The sequence below is a fragment of the Paenibacillus sp. Negev47 genome, from assembly GCF_058313655.1.
This window is the reverse complement of the sequence record NZ_CM177754.1, coordinates 3,740,475-3,758,086: the sequence shown is the minus strand read 5'-3', so window position 1 is coordinate 3,758,086 and position 17,612 is coordinate 3,740,475. Positions and strand designations below refer to the sequence as shown.

Annotated in this window: 12 protein-coding genes; all 12 read left to right on the top strand. The window is 46.4% G+C overall.

Annotated elements, in window-relative coordinates; all coding sequences use genetic code 11:
- The first annotated feature begins 29 nt into the window (after window positions 1-29).
- The 12 genes from AC4G47_RS16775 to AC4G47_RS16720 all read left to right on the top strand — a co-directional run bounded on the left by AC4G47_RS16775 (window position 30) and on the right by AC4G47_RS16720 (window position 17,547).
- Complete coding sequence (locus AC4G47_RS16775) at window positions 30-2,855, top strand: DUF8487 domain-containing protein (protein WP_491101903.1); 2,826 nt, start codon at window positions 30-32, stop codon at window positions 2,853-2,855.
- Between the two features lie 251 nt (window positions 2,856-3,106).
- The gene (locus AC4G47_RS16770; protein WP_458126795.1) at window positions 3,107-3,847 is read left to right on the top strand and encodes a LytR/AlgR family response regulator transcription factor; all 741 of its coding nucleotides are present in this window, start codon (window positions 3,107-3,109) and stop codon (window positions 3,845-3,847) included.
- Between the two features lies 1 nt (window position 3,848).
- On the top strand, window positions 3,849-5,147 hold the full coding sequence (locus AC4G47_RS16765) for a GHKL domain-containing protein (RefSeq protein ID WP_491101902.1): 1,299 nt from the start codon (window positions 3,849-3,851) through the stop codon (window positions 5,145-5,147).
- A 111-nt stretch (window positions 5,148-5,258) separates the two neighbouring features.
- The gene (locus AC4G47_RS16760) at window positions 5,259-7,310 is read left to right on the top strand and encodes a serine hydrolase domain-containing protein (RefSeq protein ID WP_491101901.1); all 2,052 of its coding nucleotides are present in this window, start codon (window positions 5,259-5,261) and stop codon (window positions 7,308-7,310) included.
- Between the two features lie 314 nt (window positions 7,311-7,624).
- On the top strand, window positions 7,625-8,290 hold the full coding sequence (locus AC4G47_RS16755; protein ID WP_491101900.1) for a DUF8580 domain-containing lipoprotein: 666 nt from the start codon (window positions 7,625-7,627) through the stop codon (window positions 8,288-8,290).
- A gap of 305 nt (window positions 8,291-8,595) precedes the next feature.
- A complete protein-coding gene (gene murB, locus AC4G47_RS16750) occupies window positions 8,596-9,486 on the top strand; it encodes a UDP-N-acetylmuramate dehydrogenase (protein WP_491101899.1) in 891 nt (296 codons plus the stop codon).
- A 146-nt stretch (window positions 9,487-9,632) separates the two neighbouring features.
- On the top strand, window positions 9,633-10,328 hold the full coding sequence (locus AC4G47_RS16745) for a hypothetical protein (protein ID WP_491101898.1): 696 nt from the start codon (window positions 9,633-9,635) through the stop codon (window positions 10,326-10,328).
- 267 nt (window positions 10,329-10,595) lie between these two features.
- Window positions 10,596-11,555 (top strand): ABC transporter permease, encoded by a 960-nt coding sequence (locus tag AC4G47_RS16740; RefSeq protein ID WP_491101897.1) that lies wholly within the window; start codon window positions 10,596-10,598, stop codon window positions 11,553-11,555.
- A gap of 2 nt (window positions 11,556-11,557) precedes the next feature.
- On the top strand, window positions 11,558-12,427 hold the full coding sequence (locus AC4G47_RS16735; RefSeq protein WP_458127233.1) for a carbohydrate ABC transporter permease: 870 nt from the start codon (window positions 11,558-11,560) through the stop codon (window positions 12,425-12,427).
- Window positions 12,428-12,450: 23 nt separating this feature from the next.
- Window positions 12,451-13,989, top strand: a complete 1,539-nt coding sequence (locus tag AC4G47_RS16730; protein WP_491101896.1) for an extracellular solute-binding protein — start codon at window positions 12,451-12,453, stop codon at window positions 13,987-13,989.
- The gene (locus AC4G47_RS16725) at window positions 13,986-15,314 is read left to right on the top strand and encodes a Gfo/Idh/MocA family protein (protein ID WP_458126805.1); all 1,329 of its coding nucleotides are present in this window, start codon (window positions 13,986-13,988) and stop codon (window positions 15,312-15,314) included. The genes AC4G47_RS16730 and AC4G47_RS16725 overlap by 4 nt, the downstream gene beginning before the upstream one ends.
- A 1-nt stretch (window position 15,315) precedes the next feature.
- Window positions 15,316-17,547, top strand: coding sequence for a glycoside hydrolase family 88/105 protein (locus tag AC4G47_RS16720; RefSeq protein ID WP_491101895.1), 2,232 nt, complete (start codon window positions 15,316-15,318; stop codon window positions 17,545-17,547).
- Window positions 17,548-17,612 lie beyond the last annotated feature (65 nt).

Here is a 17,612-nt window from a genome sequence, read left to right as displayed (position 1 = left end):
TTCGATGAATCAAAAAGGAGACAAATATCATGATAGCTGCATTAAATCTGGAAGGTATCTGGAAACTTCAGCTCGATGAACATAAGGTGGAACGTGGCCTGAATTACTCAGACGTCATTTCATTGCCCAATACCACATCTCATGCGGCCAAAGGCAAGATAAACGAACATGTGTTAATCGGTGCGCTGACGGATGAGTACTTATTTGAAGGTTACGCCTGGTTTTCACGAGAGATTGAGATTCCCGAACACTTGGCTGGCAAACGTTGTTTCTTGCATCTGGAACGAACACGAGTTACAACGCTCTGGATTGATGGGGTGGAATGGGGCACGCAAAACAGTCTGAATACACCTCATCGTTACGAGATGGAGGCAGGGCTAACCGCTGGGACACATACGATTACGATTCGAGTGGACAATACCGATTATCCAACGAAAGGAGGACACCTTACATCTGAAGACACACAAACGAATTGGAACGGGATCACCGGGAAGATGGAACTCCAATTTTTCGATCGTATTTTCCTGGATAATGTTCAGGTTTATCCCGATCTTGCAACTCGATCTTTCGAGATCAAAGCAGAACATGTCGGCGACCTGCAAGGAGTGCGAATTGTCGTATCTGCTGTCGCTGTCAGTGCAGACCCGGTTCACACGACGGAGGAGCAGATCTTCATCCCGGATTCGCAGGAGATTGGGCTGACGTACAGCATTGGCGAACATGCCATGTTATGGAGTGATGATGAACCTAATGTGTACCAACTTCACATTCAACTGCAAGATCAGAACGGTGAAGTGCTAGACTCCACCGAAGTATGGACGGGTCTGCGCGAATTCCGGGCAGTTGGAGACAAATTCACCATTAATGGCCACAAAACCTTTCTTCGAGGCAAGCATGATGGTCTGATTTTCCCACTCACGGGATATGCGCCAACAGATGTGGACGAATGGATTCGCATTTTCGCCATCTCCAAGTCCTACGGCATTAATCACTATCGTTTTCATACCTGTTGTCCTCCGGAGGCAGCTTTCATTGCAGCCGATCTGCTCGGCATCTACATGGAGCCTGAGCTTCCGTTCTGGGGAACCATTACGGACGAATCCGCGGATGGACACAATCAAGCAGAGCAGGATTACTTGATTAGTGAGGGATTTGCGATGCTGAAAGCTTTTGGTAATCATCCTTCATTTGTCATGATGTCCATGGGGAATGAACTATGGGGCAGCAAGGACAGACTGAATTCGATCCTGAAAGCATACAAAGCATATGATCATCGTCATCTGTACACCGAAGGTTCCAATAATTTTCAGTTTGTACCAGACATTCTGGAGGAAAGTGAATTCTTCTGCGGGGTACGTTTCTCCAAAGAACGGTTGTTCAGAGGTTCGTATGCCATGTGTGATGCTCCACTTGGTCACGTACAGACCGACTTACCGAACACATTGAAGGATTATGATGCGAACATTGTACCGGAGCAAGGAAGTGATGCTGACTCTTTTGGCCAGGCGGAGGGTCAAGAGATTCAGATCCAGTATGGCACAGGTTCCAAAACGGTACAGGCCGAAGCTGGAAGTGATCAACTTGTCTCACATGTACCGATCATCTCGCATGAAATTGGACAGTACGCCACGTTTCCTAATTTCGAGGAGATCCTCAAGTATACGGGTTCTCTCAAAGCCAAAAACTTTGAAGTGTTTAGAGAACGTCTGGAAGCGAAGGGACTGGGACATCTGGCGGAAGCCTACTTCAGAGCCTCTGGCAAACTTGCTGTCGAATGTTACAAGGAAGAACTGGAAGCTGCTTTTCGTTCGAAGCATCTAGCGGGTTTCCAGCTGCTTGATCTCCAGGATTTCAGTGGTCAGGGAACAGCGCTTGTAGGCATACTGGACGCATTCATGGATTCCAAGGGCATGATTACGCCTGAGGAATGGAGAACGTTCTGTTCCGATGCTGTACTGTTGGCGAGATTCCCCAAATATAATTATCAGGCCAGTGAATTGTTCGAAGCACGCATTGAACTAAGTTACTTCCGGAGACAAGCGTTGGATGGACTTCAATTGAAGTGGGAACTGAAAAACGAGCAGATCGAAGGCAGCATCCTTGTGGAAGGGGAAGCAGACCTGCCAGCGTTCCATGAAGAACATTATCTGAGTATCACGGATCTCAGTATTCGTATCCCTGAAGTCTCCAATATGACCAAAGTGGAGCTGAGACTGTCCATTGCGGGCACGGATATTCGTAAGTCTTACGACCTGTGGATCTACCCGAGTCAACAGGAAGTGGATCTGAGCGGTTTGAATCTTTTTACCGAACTCTCGGAGCATGCACTGGAGCTGCTTGAGCAAGGCGAGGATATTTTACTTTTCCCGACACCAGAGAATGTTCCACACGCAATTAAAGGCTTCTATAGCACTGATTTCTGGTCTTATCCCATGTTCCGTTCCATATCAGAGAATATGAAAAGAGAAGTTCCAGTCGGCACGATGGGTTTGTTGATTCAGCAGGACCATCCGGCCTTCGAACATTTTGACACAGAGGAGTTCTCGACCTATCCATGGTGGAGCATTGTTTCCGAATCGTCATCGATCATTCTGGATGAGCTGAGTAAAGATCTGCAACCGATCGTGCAGACCATTGATAATTTTGAACGGAACCATAAGCTCGGACTGTTGATGGAGTGCCGGGTGCGGAATGGTAGAGTCCTGATGGGTGCTCTGAATCTGGAGAGCCTAATGACTACGCTGGAGGGAAGACAGTTGTTATACAGCTTCCAGCGTTATGTACAGAGTCCGGCGTACCAGCCAGTTACTCACTTGGAAGAAGAAGAGCTTCGCCAGTTGTTTATTCAGGTCTAGGTGGCTTAGGTAAGCGGAACCAGATCATGAACAGTCATCAACAGATATGTAATTAAGCGTCGTAAACAAGCCCTTTCCGTCCACGGAAGGGGCTTTGTGTGTCAGGTTATTTGGTATAAGCTGTTCAGATTGTCGCATTTCACGGTTGAAATTATGCATTTCATCCCGATTCGACTCCGAAACCTATGATAAAATAGTATATTCGAGAGTGAAATTCAGAGTCGATGTCGATGAAAGGCGGATGTCCCCCCATGTTCAATATTGCAATCTGTGATGATGAGGAGCAGCAGCGAGAACGTGTAAAATCAATGCTGATCTCCTTATCCCTAAAAACAAATTTTGATTTTCAAATTAGCTTATTCACATCTGGTGAACAACTACTCTCGCATTATAGAGACGCCGGAGATACATTTCATATTCTCATTATGGATGTGGAGATGGGTGGAATGAACGGGATCCAGACCGCCAAAGAGATCAGGGATATGAAGTTTCTGGATGTACAGATTATGTTCCTGACCAGTTACCCCGAATATATGGTGGAGAGCTTCGATGTCATCACCTTTCAATATCTGATCAAGCCCATCCAGCCGCAAGTTTTCGAGGAAAAGATGATTAAGCTGTGTCAATATTTTCAGGCGATGGACAAAAAGTATGTACTAATCAAGTCAGACTATGATGAACTGCTGTTAAAATATGATGATATTCTCTGGATTGAGGTCGTCAAAAGTTTGACAATCAAGAACAAATTGAAGTTTGTGACCCAGGATAATGTGCATGATACCAAAGGGATTCTATCCAGTTATGCGACTGCATTGAAAGACCATGGTTTCCTGCAAATTCATCGCTCGGTTATGATTAACCTGATGCATGTCCAGAAGTTTGCAGGCACACAAGTCGTCATGTTAAATGGGACGGAACTCCCCATTGGCCGCTCCAAGGTCAAGGAAGTCAAGGATGCCTATACCAAATACATGATTATGAGGATTCAATGATATGGATGCCTATATGATTTTTTCCATCATCTTCGTGACATTGCTTATGGCATTTCAGGCGAATTTTTATTTTGATTCTGTGTTGGGCAAGTCCAGCCGGAAGCCGCGTAGAGCGATCTATTTCTTGGTATTTGTCTTGTTGGGTTATTTTTATTGGGTTTCTTCCTTCTCTGACATCGGTTCCACTGCGGTTGCTCTGCTATTAATCTTCAGTCTGGCACAATCCTATGAAGTAGAGTTCAAAATCAAACTTGTTTTCACCATCCTGTATGGGGTTCTAATTACCATGGCAAATGCCATCGCTGTATATATTCTCGGTGTTCTGGAATCCGCGGATTACAGTTCAATGGATCAGTTCAACGGAGAAGACCACTGGGTTCTTTCCAAGGTGATGCTGCTTGGTTGCAGCATCATGTTCGTTGTCATTCAAGTTGTCCGTCTAGTCGCCAAACGTAGAAGTTTTGCCGTTCACTATCGGTATTATTTGCTGTTTCTCATCGTACCGATCATTACGATCTACCAGATCAATGTGGCCTCCATATACAGTGAAAAGAACATATTTTACGTCTTTTCTGTACTGGGTTCTCTTTTTCTCAATGTGTTCATTGTCTATGTATTTGATAATATGGTGGAAAAGGTACAGCTCGCGCATGCAAATGCCCAGTTGCAGCGTCAGATGGATCACCAGGATGCCAACTATGAGAAGACCGTTCACAGTTTCAAAAACATTAAAAGTATCATCCATGATATTAACCAACAGTTTCTCTATATTGATGAATGTATCAAACGTAACGAACTGGCGGCGGCAGGTGACCATATTAAGTCTACATTGAATACAATTGAAGGTGCATACCACAGGGTGAACTCCGGCAATCTGGTCATTGATGCTCTTGTTACGAACACCCTTGCTATGGGGCAGGCAAATGGGATCAAAATCGACACCAAAATCCAGCTCCACTCGCAACATGTGCAGATTGATCGATATGATCTGTGTGTGGTGCTCGGTAACATGCTCGATAATGCAATCGAGGCTTCCAAGAAGGTCAGACAAGCGGAAGACCGATATATTCTGATTGCCATTCACTCCACATCATCTGCACTCGTCATCCAGATTATGAATCATGTAGAGCAACCGATAGTTGACTTGAAAAGTGAGAAGTCCAATCCGGAATTCCATGGAATCGGTCTGACCAATATATCGAGAATGTGTGAGAAATATGGTGGACATATGAGTATTGAGCATCAGCATCGGAAGTTTAACAACATGGTCGTGCTTCCGTTTCACACCGACAATCCCTGAACATACCGTTCGGGGATTGTTTTTTTCCATTCAGGGTCCGTTCGCACTTTAACTGCCTTTTCCCGGATATGATGAATTCAATCATAAGAACATTTGAGGGAGGACATGAGGATGAAGAAATTAATCAGTTTTTTATGTACAGCGGTGCTTGTAATGACGCCGCTGACATCTGTCAGCGCAGAGACGAATAACAGTACAACGATTGAGGTGCGGGCGGAGCAGATTGCCAAGGCAATGGTACAAAACTACGGTGTCACCAGTGTGCAATATGCGATCATGGATGAAGGGGAATACATTTTATCAGATAGTGTCGGACTACACGACAAGGGATCACAGAAGCCAGTAGACAAGGATAGCATGTATGGCATAGGTTCGGTTAGCAAAATGGTTGTTACGGCTGCCGCCATGAAGCTGGTCGATTCCGGCAAAGTAGATCTGGATGAGCCACTCACTTCGTATATACCAGACTTTAAGATGGCAGATGCACGCTATACTCAAATCACACCGCGCATGTTGATGAATCATTCATCTGGTCTTTACGGTACACATTATGGAAACAGCATGTTGTTTGACGATAATGATAGCCGCAATCATGATGAACTATTGCTCAAACTTCAGTCCGAAAAACTGAAATCCAAGCCTGGCGCTTACTCCGTTTACACCAATGACGGTTTTCAGTTGCTTGAAATCTTGGTGGAACGGGTGAGTGGATTAAGCTACAGCGAATATATCGCCAAGTTTATCAGCGAGCCATTGAAGTTGAAATCAACGAAGACACCCATGGATTCTTTTGAAAGAGCGCAGTTATCCGAAACCTATTGGCCTACACTTGAAATGAAGATGCCTACCGAGAATGCAAATATTATCGGTACAGGTGGTGTGTATTCCACGGCAGAGGAATTGAGTCAAATCGGAGAGGTGTTAATGGGGAACAGACCGGATATTCTGTCCGAATCTGCTGTGAAGGCCATGCAATCTCATGAATATCGTAATGGCATATGGGTATCGGATGAACAAAATACGATCAATTATGGCTTGGGCTGGGACGCGGTAGACCTTGCACCGTTTAGCGATTATGGGATTACCGCACTTGCCAAGGGTGGAGACACCATGCTATATCATGCCGTGTTAATCACCATACCGGAACATGATATTTCAATGGCGGTCCTATCCTCTGGGGGATCTTCGGTCTACAATCAGATGTTTGCCAGCAAAGTGCTGCTGGACGTTCTTGAGGATCAGGGCATCATCGACGATGTTCGGCCTGATCAGACATTCTCACCACCTGTCAAAGTGAAGATGCCGACGAAGTTGAATGCTTACTCAGGTCTGTATGGTACGGTAGGTGCAACGCTGGATATAACAATCAAGGATGGTGAGATCAAACTGCCTGCCTTGATGGGAGGAATTATTCCGGAGCAGAACTATGTGTACACAGGCGATGAACATTTTACAAGTGCGGATGGTAGCGTGAAGGTCAGTTTTGTGAAGGAAAGTAATGACAAGGTATATGTTAAAGTTCAGGGCATGATTACGTTACCCGGTTTAGGTCAAACGGTGATGAACACGTATGATTATCAAAAGTTGGAACATAACGCGCTGGATGCAGCAACGAAAGAGAAATGGGCAGCTCGTAACAACGAGAAATATTATGCACTGGATGAAAAAATAACGTCGATCTTCTATCTGCTTCCATCGATGCTGATCAAGAACCTGTCCGTTGATGCCGAAGATGGCTATGCTAATGGCACGCAAATCTTGGATGCGAACAACGCAGAGAATGTTGCTGAGATTCCAGTCATGAACGGAAGAGACGCATTTGATCTGCAATTCTCCACGAAGAATGGCGCCGAGATTTTGATGCAGGATGGACAGGAATTCATTGCAGAGGATGCCATTACTCCAATCTTTGGTGGGAAAAAAGGAATGACAACCATTCCGGCTAACGGTCAGGCCCGATGGTATGCGATCGACGCCCGTTCGGCGAACAAATCCATCATAGTAGATTCTCCGGAGAACGGAGGTTATGCGGTGTATGATGAGGAAGGCGAGGTGGTTCACTTCTCTGTTGCAACCAATCAGCAATCGACGCAGCTTCCGAAAGATGGTTTTATCGTTTTTGGTGGTGACGCCGGTGATGTATTTCAGATTGAATTAAAGTAAAGCAGTGGCTTCATTACAAAGTCTCGTTCGCAACTTGTCGAAACAATACAGTTATCAAGAAGTCGCCTTATGGCGGCTTTTTTGATATCCCCTCAGAATAAATTTAGAAATTTGGTAACTATTTGGCATTACCGCGCGTTATGTTTATGTAGTTATATATCAGGATAGTTTTCACAGGAGGACTCACTTACCATGTTTAATAAACGTATACTTCCAACAGGCCATGCAAATACACATTGGAACTATGGGTTCTCAGTCTCTGCCATGGGTAATGACATGTAAACAGATCTTAAAAATAGGGAGGTATGATCAAGTTGAAACACCCACGTCCTATTATCACGAGTATTACGTTGATCACCATGGTTCTTGCACTTGCAGCTTGCTCAGGTGGTAATGAACCTTCTGCTAGCCCTGAGCCATCGACACCAACAGGTGAATCTGCTCCAGCACCTTCAACAGAAAGTGAGCAAGCATCTGAAACGAATGAAACAGAAGAAGAAGCAAATGTAACGGAGCGTCCGCAAACCGAGAGTTTTGAAATGATGACCGCAGATGGGAATCAATCACTAGAGGCGACCTTACAACAAGGAGAAGGCTTTTCCTTGTACGTATTCGAGAAATTCACATTTGATGCTGCTCAAGGCCGTTTATCACTAACCAGTAACCCTGACTACTATGTGGATGTTGAACCTTTGCCTGCGGATTATAATCTGGCAGAACTGGAGACTGCGGGCAAGGAAGAATTAGAAAACGCTGGTAAGGTATCCGACTATAGCGGAGAGCTGGTGGAGCACCCGCTTGGTTCCGCCGAGCTATATCTTCAAGCCTCTGGTGAAGAAGGGGTCCGTGATTATATGGTCTGGAAATCAGAAGAAGGGGATGCTTTTCTATTCCGTCTTCATAACCCCAAAGGAGAAGAAGCTTCTGATTTTGCCAGTCCGGTTCTTGTGACCTTATCTACCGTTCAGCTCGATACGTAAGATCCATGAAAGTCGCCAACTTGGCGACTTTTTTGCTTTAGCAGATTGCACGCAAAAATAGGGAGGCAACATCAACTGGGGCTGGAGACGACAGGTGCATTTGTACAAGCTGGAGCATTGTGACCCCAATAACCACTAGTCACATCCCTAATGGCTAGATGAATATCATATATCAAACTACAGGAAAGTAAGGCGGCAAACTGCTGGTCTGGACAGTAAAAAAGATATGATGGATTGTAATGAGGGTACATTTCCATTTACAATAGAAGAATCATGTTCTTTTGAGAACGCAGGGAGAGAAAATCATGAATATTTTTGAGCATCAGATACCTATGGAAAAAGTGAAATTTAATGAACCGCTAAAAGAACACACGTATATTAAAATTGGGGGCAACGCAGATATTCTCGTTCATCCAACGACGATAGACGAAATTAAAAAAATCGTAGAGATTGCCAACATACATCAATTACCTCTGACGGTTATTGGCAAAGGGTCAAACGTCATTATCAAAGACGGGGGAATCAGAGGAGTCACTGTTTCGCTAAGTCATTTTGATCAGGTTAATGTTACTAAGGATAATATCATTGCGCAAAGTGGCGCTGATATCATTGATGTCTCCAGACTTGCGCTCGACCACAGCTTGACTGGTTTGGAATTTGCATGTGGCATTCCTGGCAGTACAGGAGGCGCCTTGTATATGAATGCGGGTGCGTATGGCGGTCAGGTTGCCGATGTGGTCAAACGTGCGACTGTAATTAACAAAGACGGCGCAGTAGTGGAGATCGCTCGAGATGAGATGAAGTTTGGTTATCGAAATAGTCTCTTCAAGATGGATCACTATATCATATTGGAGGCCGAATTCGAACTCCAAAAAGGTAATAAGGATGAGATTGCAAGCAAAATGAAGGAATTAACGTTCCTGAGAGAATCCAAGCAGCCGCTTGAGTTCCCTTCTTGTGGAAGTGTATTTAAACGACCCGAAGGACATTTTGCCGGTAAACTGATTCAGGACTGTAACTTGCAGGGCACTCGTATTGGAGGTGCTGAAATATCCATGAAACATGCAGGTTTTATCGTGAATGTGGATCACGCTACTGCCCAGGATTATATGGACCTGATCCAATTTATTCAGCAGAAAGTATATGATACGTTCCATGTTGAATTGGAAACCGAAGTGATCTTTTTGGGGGAATAATTTCATTGGAATCATTAGGAGGTCGCCTTTGGCGGCCTTTTTACGTGTGGGAATGGTACTGAAACAAGTATCCACATGCTAATTATGGTAATATTAGAATGATTTTAGTAATATTTCATCGTTATCATAAGGGAGTGTACATGGAGATGTTTAAGCGTAAGCGAAGAATTTTGCTAATCACTGCAATGGTGATTTTACTGTCGCCCCTGTTAGTTGGTACTTATATGTATATGAATGAACGAGCTGGAGGACTAGCCGATCAACGGATATCCGAAGTTTGGGGATTGAGTGAACCTATACATATTCCTATAGCGAACAGTCCTGAAGGGGCCGTTCAAGAATTTAGAGGCGAATTTTATACCTCGCAATTCATTCATAAGGAGGCTGTGGACGGGGGCGTGATTTTGTTTACGCACAAAAAGGGTCGGGAAAATAGCAGTAATCTTCAGATGGAGTATGTTCGAAAGAATATTTTCGGATGGAAATGGGTATGGGGCGGAGGATACTTCATTGAAGAATCAGTTGAATCCAAGTTTGCGTTGCATTATATGAGTATACCGAAACTGGAGCAAGTCTCCACTCCGTTTCCCATGTTATTTGGTAATATTCAAGATTCATCCATTAAACGTGTATCCGTAGAGACCCAGGAAAATGGAACAGTAATCGCGACCGAAGCGAAACTGGTTGAGGTGAGTCCGGGACATTTAATCTGGTATGTTTTCCTTCCTCCGTCAGCGGCTATCCCATATATAATTAAGGGATTTAACGAAGAAGGGAAACTCATTACCCATGAACAAATTAAAGATGCCAATGACAGCGGATCGTTAACTCTGGGGAAATGAGATAGGGACTATCAAAGACATAAAGTGAAATGTAAACAACAGCATAATCACTTCTGAGGCCGCCTATGGCGGCTTTTTTTGTTGCCAATGTAGTACCAACCATTTCGCCAGTGAATGAACCGATCCTGCAAACCCGTGTCACGCAAGCGATTGGCTCATGCTATGGCTGATTGAACGATTGTTGCTGACCCCGCTCTCGCTTAACATGTGAACAGAGAAGCCTGCTCGTCATTCACCATCATTCTGTCAAAGGGGGCCCGCGATCGTATGGCTGAGCTGTCGGAAACATCAAAGCTGCAACCCGGGGTTACAGTCAATAGACCTGTCAAACCAAGTTATCTGCGTAACATTCGAAAACACTGGATGCTGTATGTCATGATCCTGCCCGGTATTTTGTTCTATATTATTTTCAAGTACATTCCACTGGGCGGAAGCGTAATCGCATTTCAGAACTTTCAGATTATGAAAGGCATATGGAGTAGCCCCTGGGTAGGCCTGGATAACTTCAAGTTTATTTTTACGTATCAGGATTTCTATCATGTGCTTCGGAACACAGCACTGATTGCCTTATACAAACTGGTGATCGGATTTCCGGCTCCCATCTTGCTGGCGCTCTTGTTCAACGAAGTGAGAAAAATGCTTGCCAAACGCTTTTTGCAGAGTCTGTTTTATCTGCCTCATTTTCTCTCTTGGGTCGTTGTCGGGGGAATCGTGTTTGAGGTGCTAGCCTCAGGTGGTTTTGTAAACGCTGTCCGTGGATGGTTCGGGTTCGAACCGATTCTCTATATGCAGCAGGAGCAATATTTCCGACCTATTGTTGTGCTGTCCTCTATCTGGAAAGAGGTAGGTTGGGGAACGATTATATATCTCGCTGCGGTAAGTGGCATTGATCCCACGCAATATGAAGCGGCAGTGATGGACGGAGCGAATCGCTGGAAACAAACGATCTACATTACATTGCCTGCGTTGTTCCCGACGATCTTAACCCTGTTCCTGCTGAATATCGGCAATTTCTTGGAACTTGGCTTTGATCAGATCTATAACCTGCTGACACCGATGACCTACTCGGTAGGGGATATCATTGAAACATATGTATACCGCTCTGGTGTCCTGCAAGGGCAATATAGCGTAACAACAGCGATTGGTCTATTTCAATCGGTGATTGGCTTCATTCTGCTCTGGGTCTTCAATCGGCTTGCGAGAAAATCAGGAGAGGGGTTGTGGTAATGATCAAGCAGACGATTGGAGAAAGGCTGTTCCAAACCGCCAACTATATCTTCCTGACGCTTGCAGCCTTTACGATGCTCCTTCCATTGCTACATCTGCTTGCGGTTTCCCTGAGTTCGCCGGTTGCGGCAGACTCCAAAGAAGTATTTCTATGGCCCGTCGGCTTTACTTTCGCGTCATGGAAACACATCCTTCAGAGCTCAGGCTTATGGCAATCGTTTGGTGTAACCGTATTCATTACGGTAGTGGGTACTGCGCTTAGTATGTTATTTTCTGTGTTGACCGCTTTTCCGTTGTCGCGCAGAGAATTCATGATTCGCAAACAAGTCATGCTGGGCATCGTAATTACGATGATTTTCAATGCCCCGATGATTCCGTTCTTCCTGACGGTAAGGGAGCTGGGCATGATGAATTCCATCTGGTCCCTGATCATTCCTGGTGTAATTGGTACATTTAATATGGTCATTCTGCGTACCTTTTTCATGAGCTTACCCAAGGAACTTGATGACACAGCCCGAATTGACGGTTGCCATGACTTCCGGATTCTGTTTCAGATCTATCTGCCGCTATCCAAGCCGGTTCTGGCTACGGTCAGTCTGTTCTATGCGGTGGGATACTGGAACACGTTCCAGCGTGCAGTACTGTTTCTACGTGATCCGGGGCTCTGGCCTTTGCAGATGAAGCTGCGAGCGTATTTAACCAGCCCGGAGGAACTGGCCCAGGTAAATATGTTTCTTGGGGATTACAACTTCAATACAACCACGTTAAAGGCAGCGACAATACTTTTTGCAAGCGTTCCCATTATTTTGGTGTATCCTTATCTACAGAAGTATTTTGTGAAAGGTTCATTGCTCGGCTCACTGAAAGAATAAACCATGTCCAGGGGGATGATTCCATGAGAAAACAACTGAGTCGCAAGATGATGCCGCTAATGCTCAGTCTAGCCATGCTGTTGGTCGCTGGTTGTGGCTCCGCTACTACGAATTCCGGAAATGACGCTGGTAACGGCGAAGGCAGTGGTGGAGCTGTAAAAGTCAAAGTATTCAAAAGCCATATGGGCGTTGGTAGCTTGCCAACTGCGGATAATCCGCATGTGAAATACATCGCTGAACAGACGGGAGTCCAGTATGAACTCATTACAACGCCTCCCGGTTCGGAGCCATCCGAATACTTGAACCTGATGATTGCCTCGGATGAACTGCCAGATATCCTGCGTCCGATTGGAGGCATTGAGCAGACACTGATTCAGCAGGGAGGCGCGTTGCCACTGGATGAACTGCTGCCTGAATATGCACCCCATGTGTGGGAAAGTATTCCTCAGGAAGCTTGGGATATCGTACGCTCTGCTTCCCCTGATGGCAAAATCTATTATGTGCCCAAGGTATTCCTTGTGCCTGAACGTGCACCGTTAATTCGTCAGGATTGGGTGGATAAGGTGGGCATGGAGATGCCAAAGACCACAGCTGAATATGTCGAGCTACTCACAGCTTTCCGTGACAAGGACCCGAATGGCAACGGCAAACCGGATGAACTGCCAACAAGTGGCAGGGAATTCGGCAGATGGATGGACCATTTGTTTGCGATGTACGGGGTAGCGATGTGGGAAGGTTATCCCGAATGGGATGAATACGATGGAAAAATCCAGTACGCAGGGACTACCGACAATATGAGGGAAGCCATCAAGTTCATTCGCATGTTATATGTGGAAAAACTGCTGGACAATGAAACCTTCCTGAACAAAGGGGAAGTGTGGCAGGCCAAAATCAATAACAACCTCGTAGGCAGCTGGTACCATTTGCCTGCAAATGTGCGAGATCGGTACAATGCGATGCTGACCCAGGCTCCAGATGCTTACATTGCAGCAATGCCGCTGCCCAAAGCCGAAGGATTTGAAGCTTTTGTCACCCAGAAGAGCATGGGTGAACCGGAATGGATGATTCCGGCCACCAAACAGGATAATGCGCCAAATGCGTTGAAGTTACTGGACTTCTTTTATAATCCTAAAAATGATGAGTTTGGTCGCTTCGGTATTGAAGGTGAGCAGCATGAAGTCAAGGATGGACGCAAAGTCATTCTTCCACCTGCTGACAACAAACCGCTTGCCCTCGGTATGAAGAATCTCACTACAGCAGAAGACATGAATAAGCGGATTGAAGAGACATATCCGGAAGATCAGCAACAGATGGTCAAAGACATGTTCGAAGTCAGTACTGCCGATGCACGGCAAATTGCAGGTGACGGTCTGCCAGCCTCTGTGTATGAAGGCTTTCCTGATATTCAATCCCACAAGCTGTTTCAAGAGGTATTGACCAAGATTGTCATCGGCGAGCTGCCGATTGAGGCTTATGATGAATATGTGAAGAAATGGAATGCTTCCGGGGGAGAAGTGGTCACCCAGCGTGTACAGGAATGGTATGAGAAGGTGAGAAAATGAAAAAAAGATATGCCTTATGTGGGGTCAGCGGCAGAGCATTGGGACAATTTGCCAAACCAATTCATGAGCTGTTCTCTCATAATTCAGAGGTTGTCGCTCTGCTGGATACCGATCCTGCACGGTTTGAAGTCTATCGTACCCGTTTCCCTCAGCATACAGAAGTAGCGGTATATGGCGCATCGGATTTTGGGGTCATGGTCGATGAGACTCGGCCAGACTGTATCATCGTGGCTGGCAGGGACGATACCCATGCCCATTATATTGTTGCCGCGTTGGAGCAGGATCTCGATGTTATCACCGAAAAGCCAATGACGACTACAGGCGCTGATGCCAGACGCATTCTGGAAGCAGAAGCAAGAAGTAAGGGCAAAGTCATCGTAACTTTTAATTATCGGTATATGCCGATCCACATGCGCATTAAGGAATTGATTCAGGAGGGGAAACTCGGTCGCGTCACTTCCATAGACCTTAACTGGTATATCGATACCCATCACGGCTCCAGTTATTTTAAACGCTGGAACCGTGAGCGGGCATTCTCGGGCGGTCTGTCGGTCCATAAAAGTACCCACCACTTTGATCTGGTCCAGTGGTGGATCAATCAAAAGCCAGTTGAAGTTTTTGCCTATGGAGCACTGAACTATTACGGGGCTGAAGGCGAATGGAATCCGGCACAGGAGGACGGAAGACATTGCCGTACATGCCATGTCTCAGAAGATTGCGCCTATTATTCCCGCTGGACGTCCCGCAGTCGTCAGATTCGGGTACCGGATGACCATCTGAACCAACTCGGTACAGCAAGCCAGCAGGAGTTTCCGTACACTTCATATCGTCCCGACCAGTGTATCTTCGATTCCACCATTGAGATTGAAGACACGTATGCCGCAACCGTGAAATATAGCGGCGGCGCGCTGATGAGTTATTCGGTCAATTTCTCCCTTCCATACGAAGGGTACCGGTTGGCCGTGAATGGCACGAAGGGCAGGCTAGAAACATTGGAGTATCACATGCCGGCCCGGACGCCTTTTCCCACACCCGTCCAGACGATCGATTACTTTCCGCTCTTTGGTTCAAAAGAAACGATCCATGTTGTTCATCGTGAAGGCGGACATGGAGGAGGAGATCCACTGCTGCTGGAGGATATTTTCCTCGGCGAAGATAAGAGACGCCCTTACCGAATTCTGTCTGGTGCTGAAGACGGCGCTTATTCCGTTGCCGCTGGAGAAGCAGTATGGCGATCTGTGGAAGAGCATCGGCCTATTTCCATAGACGAAGTGCTGGGTGGTTGGAACAGCAGAGTGCCCACGCACAAAGGGAGGGAGAAGTGACATGAGCAGTCATGTTTATTTCGAACCGGAGGAGAGTATGGCTTATCAGAGTGGTGAAGACGTTATGCACGCCCTGATGAGCATTGCGGGAAGGTATATTGGAGCCAATCCTCCGCATCCCCCGGTCTACAGAATAAGCAGATCAGGACCGGTGCGTAAGTGTGAGGATCACCGCTACGTCTTCCCACTGGGGGATATGTTTCCCGACATGCAGAAAGGACAACAGGTCTATGCATGGGCCAAACTGTGGAGTGACAGTGATCAGGAATTTGTTTTTCATATCACCTGCTTCGGGCCTGTAAGGCTATATCATAATGGGGTGCTGATCTATGGTTCTGCACCTGAAGAGGAATATCCAGCGGTTCCTGTTCTGAAACTGAAATGTGGACTGGTCAGAGGCTGGAATCATTTCGTTCTTGAATTCAAATCAGGCGAAATAGGGGGAGGTGGCCAGTTTGGCACCGGCTCCCGGAAGAACAGACCACTTCACTTTATTGTGCCTACACTCGAACGTGATGGGGAAGAAGGCTGGCTTTACACAGCGCCATTGGATATTCCGTTGTCGGAAATCCCATCTGGCCCCATGCGAGAGAAGGCCACTGGCGTTAACTGGTTGCCTCGGGAGGAAGACCCCGAGAAAGCATCACCTTATGGACAGTTGGCACGGATGTATGGACTGACGAGTGGCATGTCTGCTTATGCTTGGACTAAGATAGATGGTAGGAATTGTGGCAAGGAGACTGTGCTAATCTCCGGCGAGGCCTACAGCCCGATTGAGTTCTCGGTGGACGGCAAGGTGGTATTCCATCAAAAGCAGGCAGGACGCTTCCATTTCGAACTGCCATTGTCTGCTGCCGTGCAAGATCTGACAGCGAACTGTACATGTGGAGATCGGGATTGGGGATTCCGTATGGATGCAACTACAGATGAGATGTTGACGCCTGCACTGGATGTGAAAGGGCACAGAGGCAAGTGGCTGTTCATGGGTCCTTTTCAAGCGGAACAGGAGATTGATCTGGCTTCCTGCCAGAAGATGAAGCGGACTGTTCGTAGTGGAACAGGTGAAGACGTATACTGGCGAACAGAGCTGCCAGGCGGAGAGGTACGTCCATTTTTGGAAAATGAATGGTTCGGCCGATGGAACTATCCCCTTGGCGTCACGTTATACGGATTGCTTCAGCTTGGCAAAGCGGGTCAGCGATCGGATATTCGAGATTACGTGCTGAATCACATTGAATTTGCCTCTTCACGTTTCGGCTACTCCTTATGGGACAGAGAACGTTATGGTGCAGCTGGGCTGAATAATCAGCTCTCCCATATCGACAGCCTGGACGACTGTGGTTCTTTCGGGGCCACCATGCTGCTTGCTGATCGGGAACGCAAGTTGGAGGGTGTTTCAGAGACGGCAGCTCATATTGCAGACTATATTTTGCATCAACAGGCCCGTCTGGAAGATGGCACTTTATACCGCCAGGTTGGTGTCTCCAGATCAATGGATAACACGATGTGGTGTGATGATCTGTATATGAGCATCCCGTTCCTGTGCAGGTACGCCGAATGGTCGGGTGACGATAAGCTGCTGGATGAAGCGGCAAGACAGGTTCTTTTGTATAAAAAGTATCTGTATATTCCAGAGCGTCAAATCATGTCTCATGTATTCGATGTGGAGCGAGGTGAGCCAACACGGACCCCGTGGGGCCGAGGCAACGGCTGGGTGCTGTTCTCCTTGTCGGAGCTGCTGACGGTGCTTCCTCAAGAGCATCCATCGTATACAGCTCTCATTCAGTTCTACAGGGAATTGTGTGAAGGGTACTTGGCATTGCAGGGCAGAAACGGATTGTGGCATCAGGTATTAACGGACCCGGAGTCATATGAGGAAACATCCTGTACCTCCATGTTCATCTATGCATATGCCCGGGGTGTTCGAATGGGCTGGCTTTTAGATCCGAAACCCTTTGCACAAGCGGCGCATCATGGGTGGAAGGGGCTTTCAGAGCGCACAATTGATAAAAGAGGCAATGTATACGGCGTATGTCGCGGCTCCAGCTACTCCTTCACGAATCACTATTACAAGCATGAACTGGGATGGAATCTGAATGATACCCATGGGATCGGCATTGTACTTCTTGCTGGGCTTGAAACTATTTCTATGCAGGAATGGCAGACAAACACGCCGATTTTCGCAGCGGAAAGGGTCGGAACAACGGAGAAATTGGAGAAATCATCTTTTTAAAGGGAGAAAATAGGCTGTTGGACCGGGTCGTATTGGGCATATGGGAACGGTATAATATCGGTATA